The organism is Pseudomonas sp. E315 (assembly GCF_055406205.1).
Window position 1 is genome coordinate 39057 of the sequence record NZ_JBUZPJ010000004.1, and the last position, 13974, is coordinate 53030.

At 54.9% G+C, this 13974-nt stretch carries 15 protein-coding genes; 8 read left to right on the forward strand and 7 right to left on the reverse strand.

All coding sequences use genetic code 11. The features are described from left to right. Positions 1–295 precede the first annotated feature (295 nt). Together ACZRJQ_RS07410 and ACZRJQ_RS07415 are read left to right on the forward strand one after the other, a co-directional pair. On the forward strand, positions 296–532 hold the full coding sequence (locus tag ACZRJQ_RS07410) for a glutaredoxin family protein (RefSeq protein ID WP_463977721.1): 237 nt from the start codon (positions 296–298) through the stop codon (positions 530–532). Positions 533–662: 130 nt separating this feature from the next. After that, positions 663–1553 carry a pseudouridine synthase gene (locus ACZRJQ_RS07415; protein ID WP_463977722.1) on the forward strand — a complete coding sequence of 297 codons (891 nt, stop codon included), beginning with the start codon at positions 663–665 and terminating at the stop codon, positions 1551–1553. Between the two features lie 57 nt (positions 1554–1610). Here ACZRJQ_RS07415 and ACZRJQ_RS07420 read toward each other — a convergent pair whose 3' ends face one another. Both ACZRJQ_RS07420 and mobA read right to left on the reverse strand, forming a co-directional pair. Beyond that, positions 1611–1832 carry a YgdI/YgdR family lipoprotein gene (locus ACZRJQ_RS07420; RefSeq protein ID WP_463977723.1) on the reverse strand — a complete coding sequence of 74 codons (222 nt, stop codon included), beginning with the start codon at positions 1830–1832 and terminating at the stop codon, positions 1611–1613. Positions 1833–1935: 103 nt separating this feature from the next. Next, positions 1936–2505 (reverse strand): molybdenum cofactor guanylyltransferase MobA, encoded by a 570-nt coding sequence (gene mobA / locus ACZRJQ_RS07425; RefSeq protein WP_463977724.1) that lies wholly within the window; start codon positions 2503–2505, stop codon positions 1936–1938. 79 nt (positions 2506–2584) lie between these two features. Here mobA and moaB point away from each other — a divergent pair, with 79 nt between their 5' ends. Both moaB and ACZRJQ_RS07435 read left to right on the forward strand, forming a co-directional pair. Continuing rightward, the gene (gene moaB / locus ACZRJQ_RS07430) at positions 2585–3124 is read left to right on the forward strand and encodes a molybdenum cofactor biosynthesis protein B (RefSeq protein ID WP_463977725.1); all 540 of its coding nucleotides are present in this window, start codon (positions 2585–2587) and stop codon (positions 3122–3124) included. A 22-nt stretch (positions 3125–3146) separates the two neighbouring features. Then, the gene (locus ACZRJQ_RS07435) at positions 3147–4334 is read left to right on the forward strand and encodes a molybdopterin molybdotransferase MoeA (protein ID WP_463977726.1); all 1188 of its coding nucleotides are present in this window, start codon (positions 3147–3149) and stop codon (positions 4332–4334) included. 70 nt (positions 4335–4404) lie between these two features. Here ACZRJQ_RS07435 and ACZRJQ_RS07440 read toward each other — a convergent pair whose 3' ends face one another. Then, on the reverse strand, positions 4405–5862 hold the full coding sequence (locus ACZRJQ_RS07440; RefSeq protein WP_463977727.1) for a mannose-1-phosphate guanylyltransferase/mannose-6-phosphate isomerase: 1458 nt from the start codon (positions 5860–5862) through the stop codon (positions 4405–4407). 328 nt (positions 5863–6190) lie between these two features. Between ACZRJQ_RS07440 and yegS the strand changes: the two genes are divergently transcribed. Continuing rightward, the gene (yegS, locus tag ACZRJQ_RS07445; protein WP_463977728.1) at positions 6191–7084 is read left to right on the forward strand and encodes a lipid kinase YegS; all 894 of its coding nucleotides are present in this window, start codon (positions 6191–6193) and stop codon (positions 7082–7084) included. A 13-nt stretch (positions 7085–7097) separates the two neighbouring features. Here yegS and ACZRJQ_RS07450 read toward each other — a convergent pair whose 3' ends face one another. Together ACZRJQ_RS07450 and ACZRJQ_RS07455 are read right to left on the reverse strand one after the other, a co-directional pair. Continuing rightward, positions 7098–7757 (reverse strand): response regulator, encoded by a 660-nt coding sequence (locus ACZRJQ_RS07450; RefSeq protein ID WP_463977729.1) that lies wholly within the window; start codon positions 7755–7757, stop codon positions 7098–7100. Beyond that, positions 7754–8644: a sensor histidine kinase gene (locus ACZRJQ_RS07455; RefSeq protein ID WP_463977730.1), complete on the reverse strand. Its 891-nt coding sequence runs from the start codon at positions 8642–8644 to the stop codon at positions 7754–7756. Before ACZRJQ_RS07455 ends, ACZRJQ_RS07450 begins: the two co-directional genes overlap by 4 nt. Before the next feature lie 58 nt (positions 8645–8702). Between ACZRJQ_RS07455 and ACZRJQ_RS07460 the strand changes: the two genes are divergently transcribed. Then, positions 8703–8885: a hypothetical protein gene (locus ACZRJQ_RS07460; protein ID WP_463977731.1), complete on the forward strand. Its 183-nt coding sequence runs from the start codon at positions 8703–8705 to the stop codon at positions 8883–8885. Positions 8886–9136: 251 nt separating this feature from the next. Here the strand turns inward: ACZRJQ_RS07460 and ACZRJQ_RS07465 are convergent, their stop codons facing one another. Continuing rightward, positions 9137–9571, reverse strand: a complete 435-nt coding sequence (locus ACZRJQ_RS07465) for a hypothetical protein (protein WP_463977732.1) — start codon at positions 9569–9571, stop codon at positions 9137–9139. Between the two features lie 555 nt (positions 9572–10126). On the opposite strand from ACZRJQ_RS07465, the gene ACZRJQ_RS07470 reads away from it, so the two are divergent. Then, on the forward strand, positions 10127–11062 hold the full coding sequence (locus ACZRJQ_RS07470) for a chemotaxis protein CheV (protein ID WP_463977733.1): 936 nt from the start codon (positions 10127–10129) through the stop codon (positions 11060–11062). A gap of 78 nt (positions 11063–11140) precedes the next feature. Beyond that, positions 11141–11947, forward strand: coding sequence for an MOSC domain-containing protein (locus ACZRJQ_RS07475; RefSeq protein WP_463977734.1), 807 nt, complete (start codon positions 11141–11143; stop codon positions 11945–11947). A gap of 83 nt (positions 11948–12030) precedes the next feature. Here the strand turns inward: ACZRJQ_RS07475 and ACZRJQ_RS07480 are convergent, their stop codons facing one another. After that, a complete protein-coding gene (locus ACZRJQ_RS07480; RefSeq protein WP_463977735.1) occupies positions 12031–13959 on the reverse strand; it encodes a transglycosylase SLT domain-containing protein in 1929 nt (642 codons plus the stop codon). Positions 13960–13974 lie beyond the last annotated feature (15 nt).

Sequence of the window (13974 nt, forward strand, 5' to 3'; positions counted from 1 at the left end):
GAATAAAAAAAGTTGCGAGCATCCAGCAATAGAGCCTTGCTGGCGCTGATACACATCATCATTTGGCGTCAATGTTCCAAAATGGCAGCCGTTCGCTGTGCTCAAACCCTTGTCCGGACATTGAGCGTATGGGATGTGGGTCAAGCGTAGTCGTCAGAAGCGGCGCACGTGACAATGAATACACGCCAGTGAAGTCATCCGCAGCAGGTTAGCTGATTGGCGGTGCCAGAAACCGGGTCGACGTGCGTGAACAAGGCTCCTAAAATGAACGCCTATTTTATTCAGGCCATCAATTATGCCTCCCGAATGTGAACTGTTCGGCACCTTGGGTTGCCATCTATGCGAGCTTGCTGAAGCGGTCTTGATGCCCTTGGTCGAGCATGGGCTAATGGTTGAATTGATCGATATCGCGGACAGCGACGCGTTGTTTGAAGCCTATGGTTTGCGCATACCCGTATTGCGACGTGTAGATACGGGCGCTGAGTTGGGCTGGCCGTTTGATGCAGACCAGGTGGTCAATTTTTTGCAGTAAAGCGTCCTCTATTAACGTTTCTACGTGACAGTTTTGATCGCGCTTAAATGCTCGCCGACAATGTTTAGCCCTAGGCCACATTCGTTCGCTGGGCGATAATCGCGGGCTGCATTTATCGCCCGAGTTATTTATGTCTGCCCAGCCTTTTAACGCCGCCGAGCATCAAGCCAGCACTTTGTATCTGCCGCCCGGCGCATGGCTGACGGTACTCGACTGTTTATGTGAGCACTTTCGTGCGATCAGCCGCGAGCAGTGGTTGGATCGCATTGCCCGAGGTCGGGTTCTGGACGCCAGCGGTGCGCCGATCAACATTGGGCTTGCCTACAAAGAAGGCCTGCGCATTCATTACTTTCGTGAAGTGCCCAACGAAACCCCGATTCCGGTGCAAGAGACCATCTTGTATGCCGATGAACATTTGGTAGTGGCCGATAAACCGCACTTTTTGCCTGTGACGCCCGCCGGTGAATATGTCGAGCAAACGCTGTTGCGGCGTTTGATTCGCACCTTGGGCAACCCGCATTTGGTGCCGTTGCACCGTATCGATCGCCACACCGCCGGGCTGGTGCTGTTTTCGGCCAATCCCGACAGCCGTTCGGCGTATCAGTCGTTGTTCCCTACGCGAAAAATTGAAAAACGCTACGAGGCAATTGCTCGCGCCTTGCCGCAGTTGCAACTTCCGTTGGTGCACAAAAGTCGTTTAGTCGAAGGTGAACCGTTTTTTCGCATGCAGGAGGGGCCGGGCGTGAGTAACACTGAAACGCTGGTTGATGTGTGTGAGAAAAATGCTGAGCTGTGGCGTTATGCCTTGTACCCCGTGACAGGGAAAAAACACCAATTGCGGGTGCATATGGCTGCGTTAGGGGCGGGTATTTGCAACGATCCGTTTTACCCGCACGTCATCAAGGATGCGGTTGATGATTACAGCCAACCTTTAAAACTGCTGGCCCAGAGCTTGCGTTTTGTCGACCCGATAAGCGGCGAAGAGCGCTACTTTGAAAGCCAAATTCATTTGGATTGGTAGCCTACATAAAACAAAACCCGCACAAGGCGGGTTTTGTTTTGGCGCTTAAGCGCAGGCTTACAGTTCTTTAACGGTACGAACCTGGTCTTTGTTGATGCGGGTTTCTTTACCGTCCAATTGCTCGAACTGGTAGAAACCTGAGTCAGCATCGTACTTAGGTGTGTCAACTGCCTGGATTTCACGACCGTCGTTGAGCGTGATCACTGTAGGCGAAGCACAGCCAGCAAGGGCGGCCAGACCAGCAGTGAGCATGAGAGCGGCGAGAGTCCGATGTGTCATTGTGTTTCTCCAACAAATGAAAGTGCTTTATTGATAACTGTCCCTGAGACGTATACAACGCCAGCAAGTTCCTTGGCTAGTGTCACAAGGACAGCTCACTCGGTTAATTAAGTAAGTCCGGCGTGTTGAAGTTTGTCAGTCGAGGGTCATTTTCTGCGCAAGACCACGCCTGAGCATTGAGCTGGAGCATGATTTTGCGCGGGCTGCGTTCACCCGAGCCCCAGGCGCACTCAAAGGCGCCGGCCAGCGCGACAGGGATGACGCACAGCAGCGGCTCCCAATGCGCACCATGACGCACCATCAGCGGTAGTTCGGGTTGCTCGAAAGCCGTATTGAGCATGTCTCGCAGCAAGTCGCCATCCACTTTGGGTACATCGCAGGGCAGCACCAACAGGTGTGAATGTCGAGCAACCGCAAGCCCGGCGCGAATACCGGCCAAGGGGCCGTCAAAGTCATCATTGCCATCGCTGACCCAATGATCGGCATAACCGGCGTACTGATCACGATTGCGGTTGCACGAGATGATCAGGTCATCTGTCAGTGGGCGGGCGGCGCGCTGAACGTGAGCAATCAAGGGCAAGCCTTGCCACATCACCAAGCCTTTATCCTGCCCGCCCATGCGCTGACCACGGCCACCTGCCAGCAGCAGAATGGAACATTGAAACCGGTCCATGAATTGACTCCGCGCAGCCAAGCAAAAGAAGGGCTGTGATATAACACTGCGCTGTTTCTCCTACAACTGGACCTCGTCTATGAAAGCCAAGGTTGATGCACCTTTCGTACCTTTGAACATCGCCGTTCTGACCGTCAGCGACACGCGTACCCTTGAAACCGATACCTCAGGCCAGGTCTTTGTTGACCGCTTGAGTGAGGCGGGGCATCAACTGGCAGCGCGGGTGCTGCTCAAGGATGATCTCTACAAAATCCGTGCTCAGGTCGCCACCTGGATTGCCGATGACGAGGTGCAAGTGGTGTTGATTACCGGTGGCACCGGTTTCACTGGGCGTGACAGCACGCCAGAAGCGGTGAGCTGTTTATTGGACAAACAGGTCGATGGCTTTGGCGAGTTGTTCCGCCACATCTCGCTGGCAGATATTGGCACCTCTACCGTGCAGTCTCGCGCCTTGGCCGGTTTGGCCAACGGTACGCTGGTGTGCTGCTTACCGGGGTCAACCAACGCGGTGCGTACCGGTTGGGATGGGATTTTGGCCGAACAACTGGACTCGCGTCATCGCCCCTGTAATTTCGTTGCTCATCTGAAACAGGCACCGGCCTGTAACACCCGTGGGTAAGCCGGGCCGCACGGGCGAGCTGATGCCTGTTGAAGTGGCGTTGGAGCGGCTACTGGCGTTGGCCGAGGCTTCGCCCATCCGTGAGCGTGAGTCGGTCGAGTTGGCCGCGAGCGAAGGGCGGGTGTTGGCCAGTGACCTGATTGCGACCCTGGATTTACCGCCGTGGCCCAACAGTGCAATGGATGGCTATGCCCTTAATGTGGCCGACTGGACGGGCGAACCTCTGCCTGTCAGCCAGCGTATTTTTGCAGGCCAAGCCCCTGAGCCGCTGGCCGCTGGCACCTGTGCGCGGATCTTTACCGGCGCACCCGTACCGGCGGGCGCTGATTGCGTCGAGATGCAGGAAAACGCGCAGGTTCAGGCCGATGGCCGGGTGCTGTTCACTGAGGCCTTACGTGTAGATCAGAACATTCGCCCCCAAGGTCAAGAAACCACGGTCGGTGAAGTGGTATTGCCTGCGGGCACTCGACTGGGGCCTATTGAACAAGGTCTGGCTGCCTCGTTGGGTTGTGCCACGTTGCAGGTGATTCGGCGGGTCAAGGTGGCTGTGCTGTCCACCGGTGATGAATTGATTGAGCCGGGCCAGCCTTTGGGGCCGGGGCAAATCTACAACAGCAACCGCGTGTTGCTGTGCAGTTGGCTCACCCGTTTGGGCTGCGAGGTCATTGATGCTGGCATCTTGCCTGATGATCTGCCCGCTACTCGCCAGCGTTTGGCGGAGCTGGGTTCGGTTGATCTGATTTTGTCCACGGGTGGCGTTTCGGTGGGTGAAGCGGACTTTCTCGGTATCGCGCTGCGTGAAGAGGGTGAGCTGGCGCTGTGGAAGCTTGCGATCAAGCCGGGCAAGCCGCTGACGTGTGGGCACTTTCGGGGTGTGCCGGTGATTGGCTTGCCGGGTAATCCGGCCTCGACGCTGGTGACCTTCGCCATGCTGGCGCGGCCTTACCTGTTGCGCCGTCAGGGTGTGCAAGCGGTCGAGCCTTTGAAGTTTCAGGTGCCTGCCGGGTTTGTCTGGCCTAAGCCGGGTAATCGCCGTGAATACCTGCGTGGCCGCTTGGAGCAGGGCCGAGCGGTGATCTACAAAAACCAGAGCTCTGGCGTACTGCGCAGCGCTGCGTGGGCAGAGGGTTTGGTAGAAGTACTGGAAGGGCGCACGTTGAACGAAGGCGACTGGGTAGGTTTTATCCCGCTGAGTGAAGTGTTGGGCTGAGGATTAGCCGCTGTAGCTAGCGGCTAGGGCTCCAGTTAAACGGTCCAGTGGTACTCCAAAAAGCGTGTCGTCAGTCTTTGCCGGTATTGATCGGTACCCGACCGTAAATATCGGTAAAGCGCATGATGTCGTCCTCGCCCAGGTACTCGCCGCTTTGTACTTCGATCATCACCAGATCAACAACGCCGGGGTTGACCAGTCGATGCTTGTGGCCAGGTTTAATAAACGTGGATTCGTTGGTGGCGAGTAAGAATTCATCGTCGCCATGAGTAACCTGCGCTACGCCGCTTACCACGATCCAATGTTCACTGCGGTGATGGTGCATTTGCAGAGATAACGTGCCCTGTGGTTTGACGACGATGCGTTTTATTTTGAAACATGGACCCTCTTCGAGCACGGTGTAGGTGCCCCACGGACGGGTAACAGTACGATGCAGCCGGTAGGCATCATGACCTTGTTGTTTGAGGGTTTGGGCGATGAACTTGACGTCCTGGGTGCGATTGGCATCTGTCACTAGCAGCGCATCCGGGGTATCAATAATGATCAAATTGTTGAGGCCCACTCCGCCCACCAGTCGCTTGGGGGAATCGATGTAGCAGTTGAACACGTCATGCAGCACGTTTTCGCCGTTGCATTGGTTGCCATTGGCGTCGGCCAGCGTCAGCTCGCGTACTGCCTGCCATGAGCCAATGTCGCTCCAGCCCAGCTCACACGGAACGACGGCGACATTTTTTGAGCGCTCCATCAGCGCGTAGTCGATGGAAATATCGGGGACCAGTGCAAAGGTTTTGCGGTCGAGCTCCAGCTGAACTTCCTGTTTGCCCTTAAATGTTTGGCTTTGTTCAAGGCATGAGGCAACTGCTGCCAGCACATCGGGCGCGTGCTCCTTGAGTTCGCGCAGCAAACTATCGACACGCATGCAGAACATCCCGGCGTTCCACAGGTGCAAGCCGCCCTCAAGAAATTGTTGGGCAGTATTGGTGTCTGGCTTCTCGACAAAACGTGCGACTCGGTAGCTTTCGCTGTTCAGTGCAGTGCCTGTTTCGATATAGCCAAAACCGGTTTCAGCGCGGGTCGGCAATAGGCCAAACGTTACCAGCCAGCCCTCATCGGCCAATTGGCGGGCGCTGTCGACGGCTTTATTAAAGGCGTCGATGTCTTTGATCAGATGATCGGCGGGCAGGACTAACAGTTGAGCGTTTTCGCCATAGTGTTGGGCCACATACAGAGCCGCCGCGGCTATTGCCGGGGCTGTGTTGCGGCCAAAAGGTTCGAGAATGAAGTCGAGCTCAAGGCTTGTTTTGTTCATCAACCGATAGTCGTCGAGCGTGCGGAAGAACACCTCGCGATTGGTCACAGTCAGTAACTGCTCGACGTTACGCAAGCCCGCCGCGCGCAGAAAGGTTTTTTGCAGCAGGCTCTGGCCATCGGGCAAGCACATAAAGGGCTTGGGCATGGCCTCGCGTGATACGGGCCAAAGCCGTGTGCCGGCGCCGCCAGCGATGATGCAGGGTATGAGTGTGCTCACTCAGAATGCCTCTTTAGTTAGGGTTAGCGCCTCAGCCGCGCGGGGCAGGCTGTAGGGTCAGGCCCTCTCCAGCTGTTTGATGACCTTCATGTCTAATTCGACACGTGTGCCGGTATTTCGGGGGTGTTTTGATGTTGAGTGGTGAAGTCTGACGGTTTTTGTGAGATCAAGCGAAATTCTTGATTTTCCAGGTGGGCAGTCGGGTTACTTTTGACCTCGATAAAAGAAGCTGATCCCAGCAAGGGATTCAAATAAATCCATTTGGTGCGGGCTTTTTGACTGTGCGTGTTGTCCAAAAAAATTAGACACGTATTGAGAGGGATAAAACATGGGCGCAACCAAGGCGTTTTTGATTTTGCATGGCAAGCAGGCCCTTAACGAAGATGTGCGAGCGGCGGTTGCCGAGCAACGTAAGAAAGGCTGGGAATTAGCGGTGCGCCTAACGTGGGAAGCGGGGGATGCGCAACGTTTAGTGGGTGAGGCGTTAGAGGCTGGGTACACCCATTTAATCGCGGGTGGTGGAGACGGTACTTTGCGAGATGTGTGCGAAGCCATGGCGCAGGCTGATACTCAGGCCAGTTTGGTGCTGTTACCTCTGGGCACTGCCAATGACTTTGCCCGCGCAGCGGGTATTTCATTGGAGCCTGACCAAGCTTTGGCTTTGCTGAATGTACCTGCCCGGGCAATCGACTTGGGCGAAGCAGGCGGCGAGATTTTCTTGAACATGGCCACCGGAGGCTTTGGTAGTCAGGTAACCGCCAATACCTCGGAAGATCTAAAAAAAGTGCTGGGTGGCGCGGCCTATTTATTTACCGGCTTGTCACGGTTCAGTGAGCTTCATGCGGCTTATGCCGAGTTACAAGGGCCAGACTTTCACTGGAAAGGCGAGCTGCTGGCGCTAGGCATTGGTAATGGCCGACAGGCCGGTGGAGGGCATCAGTTGTGCCCTGAGGCGTTGGCCGATGATGGTTTACTCGACGTGAGCATCTTGCCAGCACCGCAGGAAGTGGTTGGCACGTTGAAAGGCCTGATGGAAGGAGGCTGGGGGCTGGATAACTTATTTGTTCGCGCGCGCCTGCCTTGGGTTGAAATCAAATCGGCAGAAGGGCTTTCAATCAACCTTGACGGCGAACCGATGCAAAGCGACAGCTTGCGCTTTTCGGTGCGCAAGGGCGCGTTGAACGTGCATTTGCCTGAGGGGTCGCCAGTATTGAGCCGTTAGGCTACGCCAAAGCCTAGTCGTCCAGACTGATGATTTGTTCGCGAACGGCAAACAGCACCAGACCCGCCACGTCGAATATCTGTAAGCGCTTCATCACTTGCGAGCGGTGGGTTTCGACAGTTTTGATACTCAAACTCAAGCCGCAAGCGATTTCGCGGGTGGATTTGCCACGCACGATCAAGCGCAGAATTTCTAGCTGGCGTTCGGTGAGGTTATGGTTTTTGGACTGCTGCGGTGGGTTGCCCGGGCCTCGATTGAGGGCTTGATCAATCACCGTGTGTGCGATCGCCGGGCTCAAATAACGCACGTCACTGCGCAGGGCTTCCAGTGCCTGCTCCAATTCGACTGCGCTGGTGTCTTTGAGCAAATAGCCATGAGCGCCGCTTTCGAGTGTTTGCATGATTACTTGCGGGTCGGTATGCATCGACACAATTAACACTTTACTCAGGGGCAATACGGCCTTGAGCTGGCGTAAGGCCTCAAGCCCCCCGGTATGGCGCATCGACAGGTCGAGCAGAATGATGTCGGGGTGTAATCGCTCAGCGGCTTCAAGCAATTGAGCGCCATCATCCACCTCGCCCACGACGGCATAGCCGACAAGATCATTGACCAATGCTTTGACTCCGGCGCGAATCAACAGGTGGTCATCGACTAACAGTAGGGTGCACGTCATGTGTTTATTGCCATCTTCGCGCGCTCGCGGGTGCGATCTGACCAAGGGATGAGTGCTTCGATCTGTGTGCCACTGCCGGGCTGGCTGGTCACGCTCAGGCTCCCGCCCAAGTGCTCGATGCGCTCAAGCATGCCCGCCATGCCGCGCTGCCCGGCTTGGCCGGGACTGCGTGCCGGCGTGAAGCCGATGCCGTCATCCGAGAGCTTGAGCCGCAGGCCTTCGGGTGTGCGGCGTAGCTGCACTATCAAGTTGGTTGCGCGTGCATGGCGAAGCACATTGGTCACGGCCTCTTGGGTCACGCGAAACACTGCGAACGCTACGTCTTCGGCCAGATCATTGAAGCGGTGCGGGCAGTCAAACGTCCATTGTAGGACGCTATTTTCGAGCGTCTTGATCAGGTGTGCACGCAGGCTGGCTTCAATGCCCAGGCTACTTATCTGGCGGGGATTAAACGCCGTGGATACGTCGCGCACCTTGGCTAGTGTTTCTTCGAGCAGGTTGCACAAGCCCAGGCAATGGCTTTGCAAGTCTTCGGGCACACGCCGTTGTAGCCAGCGCGTTTGCAGCGTGGCGGCGGTCAGTAGCTGACCAATGTCATCGTGCAGCTCACGGCTGAGGTGTTTACGCTCGTTTTCTTGAACCTGAATCAGGCGTGCGGCCAACTCCTTGGGTTGCAGTTTGATAGCGTTGCGTGAGTCGCGGTGCAGCCACCAGACGCTTGCCAGTGCCATCAGATCCAGCCACATAAGGCTACTGGGCAATGTGGAGGAGCTTAGGTAGATAAAAATGCTCGATAGGGCAGAGCAAAAGCAAAGCGCAGCGGTCAGCCGGCGTGCGGTTTTTTTTGTGGGTAACCAAGGCTTGAATGATTTGAGACTGGCGTGCATAGCGTGTGTAGCCAATGGTGTTCGCTGCGGGACCTGTCAGGGCACTGAGAGGTAAAGGATGAGCGGGGTTGAAATGTCAGTATCTGTAAAAAATGTATTTGCGCAGGATGATGCTGCGCTGCAAACAGATTTACCTGTTTTCGCCTGGCCTCACCTTCGCTTGAAAACGTTCAGTACAGACGCTTTTAGGCTGATTCGCCATTATCAAACTTCAAGCAGCCGAAATTTTGGCGTCAACTAATCGCGCGCATGGTATCACTTCATTTACCGTTGGTCGCCTTTGCTGGGCGCTCAGTCGTTACGACTAAAGACTCATGGGCTGGCGGCGCATAAAGGGCAGTATTTTGTCAGTAAGCGGAATGTCGAATAATTCAGCTTGAATTAGTCACGCAGTGACTATTTAGTATTGTTTTTAAAGGTGATTGACATATATCGCCTGTCGCTATTTCGCCATGTGGGTGCACGACGGGTGAGTTAACAATGACTCTTTTGTTATTTTTCGTTTTCAACGGGCACTTTTGTAGGCTCAGATTCAATGTGTTCGGCCAGCGTCGCAACCAATCGCTTTTGCTCGGTGTCATCCAGCGCTAAAGACCCTGTGTTCAGATCAACCAGTTCCAGTTGCCATGCCAGTAGAATGAAACAGTCTTGGAAGGTCTCGACGGTTTTATGATTCAGGCCTCCATAAGCTTTGGCCTGGTTGAGCAGTTGGCTTAATGTTCCGCAGAACTCAGCTATTGGGGTTACTTTCAAGGCGTGCGCACGTTGCTCCAGCTTGAGTAATGTGAAAAGCATGCAATTGATTGCATCCTCATCATCACGAATCAATCCCAAATGGCTTAAGCATTCCTCAGCCGTGGTTAGTAGCACTTGCGCTTCGACTAAAAAGTCTGCCAAGGCTAACGGCCGTTCTTTGCCATTGAACATGCGTAGTCTCACTCTTTCCGGATCGCCGATCGAATGGGCGCCCCCCCACATCAATAGTGTTAAAGCAATAATTGAGGTGTTGAGGGTGCATCCACTTTGGGTCATTTAAACGTTGAAGTTGTAATGTTATTTAGCGTGTTGCCAAAATTTAAAATGCACCCAAAAAATGTGTGTTTTACACAGCCCTGTGTTCCTGACTCAGGCAGGCCAAGAGCCACCACTTTTTAAAGAGTGCGTGTGCAATTAGTTTTTTATGAGTTAGCCAAGTGCCAGCGAGTGTTAAACATCATTCGTTTAATGCGAATGAGTTCACAATAATGGCAATTGTTTATGGCGAATATCAGGTCAGGCCTGATTGCCCCTAGGGGAATCCCTTAGGGATGGATAGGGGGAGATCAATTGGAGGTTTTTCAAGAGATGCCTGAGGGGCGGACTGATTCGAGTATGATATTAAAGTGATATCACTGTCGAGCGTGTCGTGCGTCATCAGGGTCAAGCTCCCTGCAAATCTGCCGATAACGCTAGACATTCAGTTCCCACGCCCAGGAGTTTTTGATGGCCGGCATTCTCGACACGGTAGATCAGCGCACTCAGTTGGTCGGTGAAAACCGACTGGAAATTCTCATGTTTCGCCTGGCGGGGCGGCAATTGTTCGCGATCAACGTGTTCAAGGTGCAAGAAGTCCTGCAACTGCCCAAGTTGACCCTGATGCCGCATCGCCATCCCTACGTGTGCGGCGTGGTGAACTTACGTGGGCAAACGCTTCCGGTGATTGATTTGTCCCAGGCCATTGGCATGCGACCGTTGGTGCCCGGGCCGGACAGTACGATTATCGTGACCGAGTACAACCGTTCGGTGCAGGCATTTTTGGTGGGTGGGGTTGATCGCATCGTCAATATGAACTGGGAGGCGATCCTGCCGCCGCCAACCAGCGCGGGGCGCCAACATTACTTGACAGCCATCAGCAAGGTTGAAGATCAACTGGTCGAGATCATCGACGTTGAAAAAGTGCTGGCCGAAATCGTTCCGTACAGCGCCAAGGTCTCACAAGAAAAACTCGCCGATCCAGTGCTTGAACACGCCCGTGGCCGCGAAGTGCTGCTGGTCGATGACTCCAAAGTTGCCTTGTCGCAACTGCGCGAAACACTCTCGCAATTGGGGGTCAAGATGCACGTTGCCAGTGATGGCTTAAAGGCGCTGAACATGCTCAAAGGCTGGGCGGATTCAGGTCAGGTAATGACTGACAAGTTGCTGATGATTTTCACTGACGCCGAAATGCCAGAGATGGACGGCTACCGGCTGACCACTGAAATTCGCAACGATCCTCGCCTGCGTAGCCTGTATGTGGTGCTGCATACCTCGTTGTCAGGCAGTTTCAACGAGTCGATGGTCAAGAAGGTGGGTTGTGACAACTTTCTTTCCAAGTTCCAGCCGGACAAATTGGTTGATGTAGTCCGTCAGCGTCTGATGCTGGACGAAGTGCCTGCCTGAGCTTTAGGAATAAGCACATATTTGAATCAAGGATTGGCTCGTATACTGTGGCGTTTTTACCCCACGGGGAGCTGATCCATGCTTCATCTCAGTGCGCTTTATCGTTTCCCGTTGAAGTCTGGCAAGGGTGAGTGTCTGCCTCAGGCCCGGCTGGATGCGCTCGGTCTGGCTGGAGATCGTCGCTGGATGTTGGTGGAGGAGGCGACCGGACGTTTTTTGACCCAGCGTGTTGATCCCAAAATGAGCCAGCTTTCAGCGCTCTGGAATACTGCCGGGGGTTTGACCTTGAATGCTCAAGGCTTTGAGCCGCTGGATGTCGCAGTACCGGATGCAGACACCGACCTGCGTGGAGTCACCATTTGGCGCGACACGTTGCGCGTGCCGGATGCAGGTGATGCGGCAGCTGAGTGGCTAAGCCGTTTTATCGAAAAACCGGTACGCCTTGTTCACATCCCTCTTGAGCGTGCCCGCACCACACAAGCGGGTTATGGCAATGACAACGATAAAGTCGCCTTCGCCGATGGCTATCCGTTATTGCTGATAGGTCAGGCGTCGTTGGATGATGTTTCACACAAAGTGGGTCGCCCGTTGGAGATGCTGCGCTTTCGCCCTAACCTGGTAATCGAAGGCAGCGAGGCGTTTGCCGAAGACAGCTGGAAGCGAATTCGCATCGGGGATGTTGAGTTTCGGGTGGTCAAGTCCTGTGCGCGCTGCATCTTGACCACCGTTGACCCGCAAACTGGCGAGCGCGATGCTCACCGCGAACCTCTGGCCACGCTGATGAGTTATCGCAAGCAAGAAACCGGCGTGATGTTTGGTCAAAATCTGGTCAATGACAGCAATGGCCTACTGGAAGTCGGCATGCCAGTGACCGTACTGGAATAACCCGTAGGGGCCGCAGTAGGCTGCGATGTTTAACAAATCAACACATCGCAGCCTGCCGCAGCGCCTACGAAAAGCGCCACTACTTACTGATCATCGAAATAGCGCTCATGCCAGTCCACCAGTGGCTGCGGCACGTTGAGTTTCTGGCCGTAAATCACTGAGTAAGACAAAACATTCTGTACGTATTGACGGGTTTCGTCGAAAGGGATGCTTTCGATCCACACGTCAAAGCCTAAGTGGTTCGCCCCTTTGAGCCATTGACGAACACGCCCCGGGCCCGCGTTATAGGCGGCTGAAGCTAGCACACGGTTACCGTTGAACTGACCATGCACTTGGCTCAGGTAGGCGGCACCCAGTTGGATATTTTTGTCCGGGTTGAGCACTTGCTGGGGCGATGCCAGTGGGATGCTGAATTTTCGTGCAGTCTCTTTGGCAGTGGCTGGCATTAACTGCATCAAACCGCTGGCGCCTACGCCGGAACGGGCGTCATCCATAAAGGCGCTTTCCTGGCGAGTAATCGCGAATACCCAGCTTGAGTGCAGGCCGCGTACCTTCGCTTCACGTACCAGCGTGTCGCGGTGAGCCATTGGGAAGCGAATGTCCAAATCGTCCCAATATTGCGCCTGACTGATGGTGCGAATAGCTGGGAAATACCATTTCAGGTCGTAGGCCAGTTTGGCTTGAGCAACCATTTCGTCACGACTGAAGTGGCGACTGACGTAGTACCACTCACGACGGCCATCAACGATTTGCCCGCGATCGTGAAACTCCAATGCTCGCTGCACACCGGGAGTATTGCGCACCTTGTTAATTAGTTGAGGGCTGAGCACCAGCGGCTTGTGGTTGAGTTGATAAGACGTTTGCGCCCGATCAGCTGCCAGGAAGCCATAAAAATCACGTTCGCCGGCTACCTTTTTGAACAGGGCCTGAGCTTGTGGGTTTTTAGGCTCGGCCAGCTCAAGGCTTCGGGCTTGCCAGTAACGCCAGCGGTTGGTGGAGGCCAAGTCTTGTGGGAGTTTTTTGGTTAGCTGGTAAGCATCTTCCCAGCGCGCCAAGCGCAGAAGCAGCCGCAGCCGCCACTCAGTGACCGTGTTGTCCCGAAGCTCTGGGTCGTATTGGGTCATGATGTTCAGGCCGCGGCTGTCATAGCGGCGGGCGAACGTCAGGCCGATTTCTCTGGCGATGGCGACTTTTTCGTCGCGTGAAAAGTGCATGTTGGTGGCGTAGGTATCAAGCAGCGACGCGGCTTTTTCCGGGTCTTGGCGCGCCAGACGGCGAAGACCGAGGCCCACGGCGTCAGACATTGCTTCGCTGGCCGGGGTAAAGCGCGAAGGTTGGCTCAGTAATTCAGGCTTTTGAGCCACATCAATCATCAGTTTTGCTTGTGGGCCCAGCGTAGTGAGGCCGTTAGCCAGTGATGTGGCCAAACCATAATTGCGTGCTTCGGCCGCCAGCTTCACGCGTTGCCAGCGTTTTTGCTCGGTCAACTGCCCTTCGGCTGCCCATTGGCTGAACAGCGCGTCACACGCAGCAGGTTGCGCCTTGCCAACCAGCCAGAGCTTTTCTGCGTTGGCGTAACCTTCGGCTTTGAGGTTGTGCTTCAACTGGTACTGACCATTGAGGCAGTCCAGTTCGGTGAAATTGAGTTTGGGGTCGTAGTACTTGACGAAGGTCGCCCAGTCACCGCGCTCCGCCAGCCAACGTAACCAACGCAACTTCATCCAGTTGGCTTGCGGTAGATCGCCATGTTGGGCCAAAAACTTTTCGATTTCGACGTTGCTGGCTGATTTTAAGCGAGCCGTCAGCTCGTCATAGGCCAGATAAGGGGTCAGCGGGTAGGTGCTCAGGGCCGCGGCATTATTGAAATACGGGCCGGAGTCGCCTTTGGCCAAGGCGCGTTTTGCCTCGTCATACAGCTGGCGTTGTTGAGTCAGGTCTGCAGCTTGGGCGGCTTGCACGGCGCAGCTGGTGAGAAGCAGGCAGGATAAAAAATTGAAAAGACGACTGCGCATGAGGCTTCCGTACAG

Excerpts from the sequence above, each read along its gene's own strand:
- ACZRJQ_RS07435 (WP_463977726.1), top strand. The coding sequence starts at position 3,147 with ATGCCTGTTGAAGTGGCGTTGGAGCGGCTACTGGCGTTGGCCGAGGCT.
- mobA (WP_463977724.1), bottom strand. The coding sequence starts at position 2,505 with ATGGACCGGTTTCAATGTTCCATTCTGCTGCTGGCAGGTGGCCGTGGT.
- yegS (WP_463977728.1), top strand. The coding sequence starts at position 6,191 with ATGGGCGCAACCAAGGCGTTTTTGATTTTGCATGGCAAGCAGGCCCTT.
- ACZRJQ_RS07480 (WP_463977735.1), bottom strand. The coding sequence starts at position 13,959 with ATGCGCAGTCGTCTTTTCAATTTTTTATCCTGCCTGCTTCTCACCAGC.
- ACZRJQ_RS07460 (WP_463977731.1), top strand. The coding sequence starts at position 8,703 with ATGAGCGGGGTTGAAATGTCAGTATCTGTAAAAAATGTATTTGCGCAG.
- ACZRJQ_RS07450 (WP_463977729.1), bottom strand. The coding sequence starts at position 7,757 with ATGACGTGCACCCTACTGTTAGTCGATGACCACCTGTTGATTCGCGCC.
- ACZRJQ_RS07475 (WP_463977734.1), top strand. The coding sequence starts at position 11,141 with ATGCTTCATCTCAGTGCGCTTTATCGTTTCCCGTTGAAGTCTGGCAAG.
- ACZRJQ_RS07410 (WP_463977721.1), top strand. The coding sequence starts at position 296 with ATGCCTCCCGAATGTGAACTGTTCGGCACCTTGGGTTGCCATCTATGC.
- ACZRJQ_RS07465 (WP_463977732.1), bottom strand. The coding sequence starts at position 9,571 with ATGTTCAATGGCAAAGAACGGCCGTTAGCCTTGGCAGACTTTTTAGTC.
- moaB (WP_463977725.1), top strand. The coding sequence starts at position 2,585 with ATGAAAGCCAAGGTTGATGCACCTTTCGTACCTTTGAACATCGCCGTT.
- ACZRJQ_RS07455 (WP_463977730.1), bottom strand. The coding sequence starts at position 8,644 with ATGCACGCCAGTCTCAAATCATTCAAGCCTTGGTTACCCACAAAAAAA.
- ACZRJQ_RS07470 (WP_463977733.1), top strand. The coding sequence starts at position 10,127 with ATGGCCGGCATTCTCGACACGGTAGATCAGCGCACTCAGTTGGTCGGT.
- ACZRJQ_RS07415 (WP_463977722.1), top strand. The coding sequence starts at position 663 with ATGTCTGCCCAGCCTTTTAACGCCGCCGAGCATCAAGCCAGCACTTTG.
- ACZRJQ_RS07420 (WP_463977723.1), bottom strand. The coding sequence starts at position 1,832 with ATGACACATCGGACTCTCGCCGCTCTCATGCTCACTGCTGGTCTGGCC.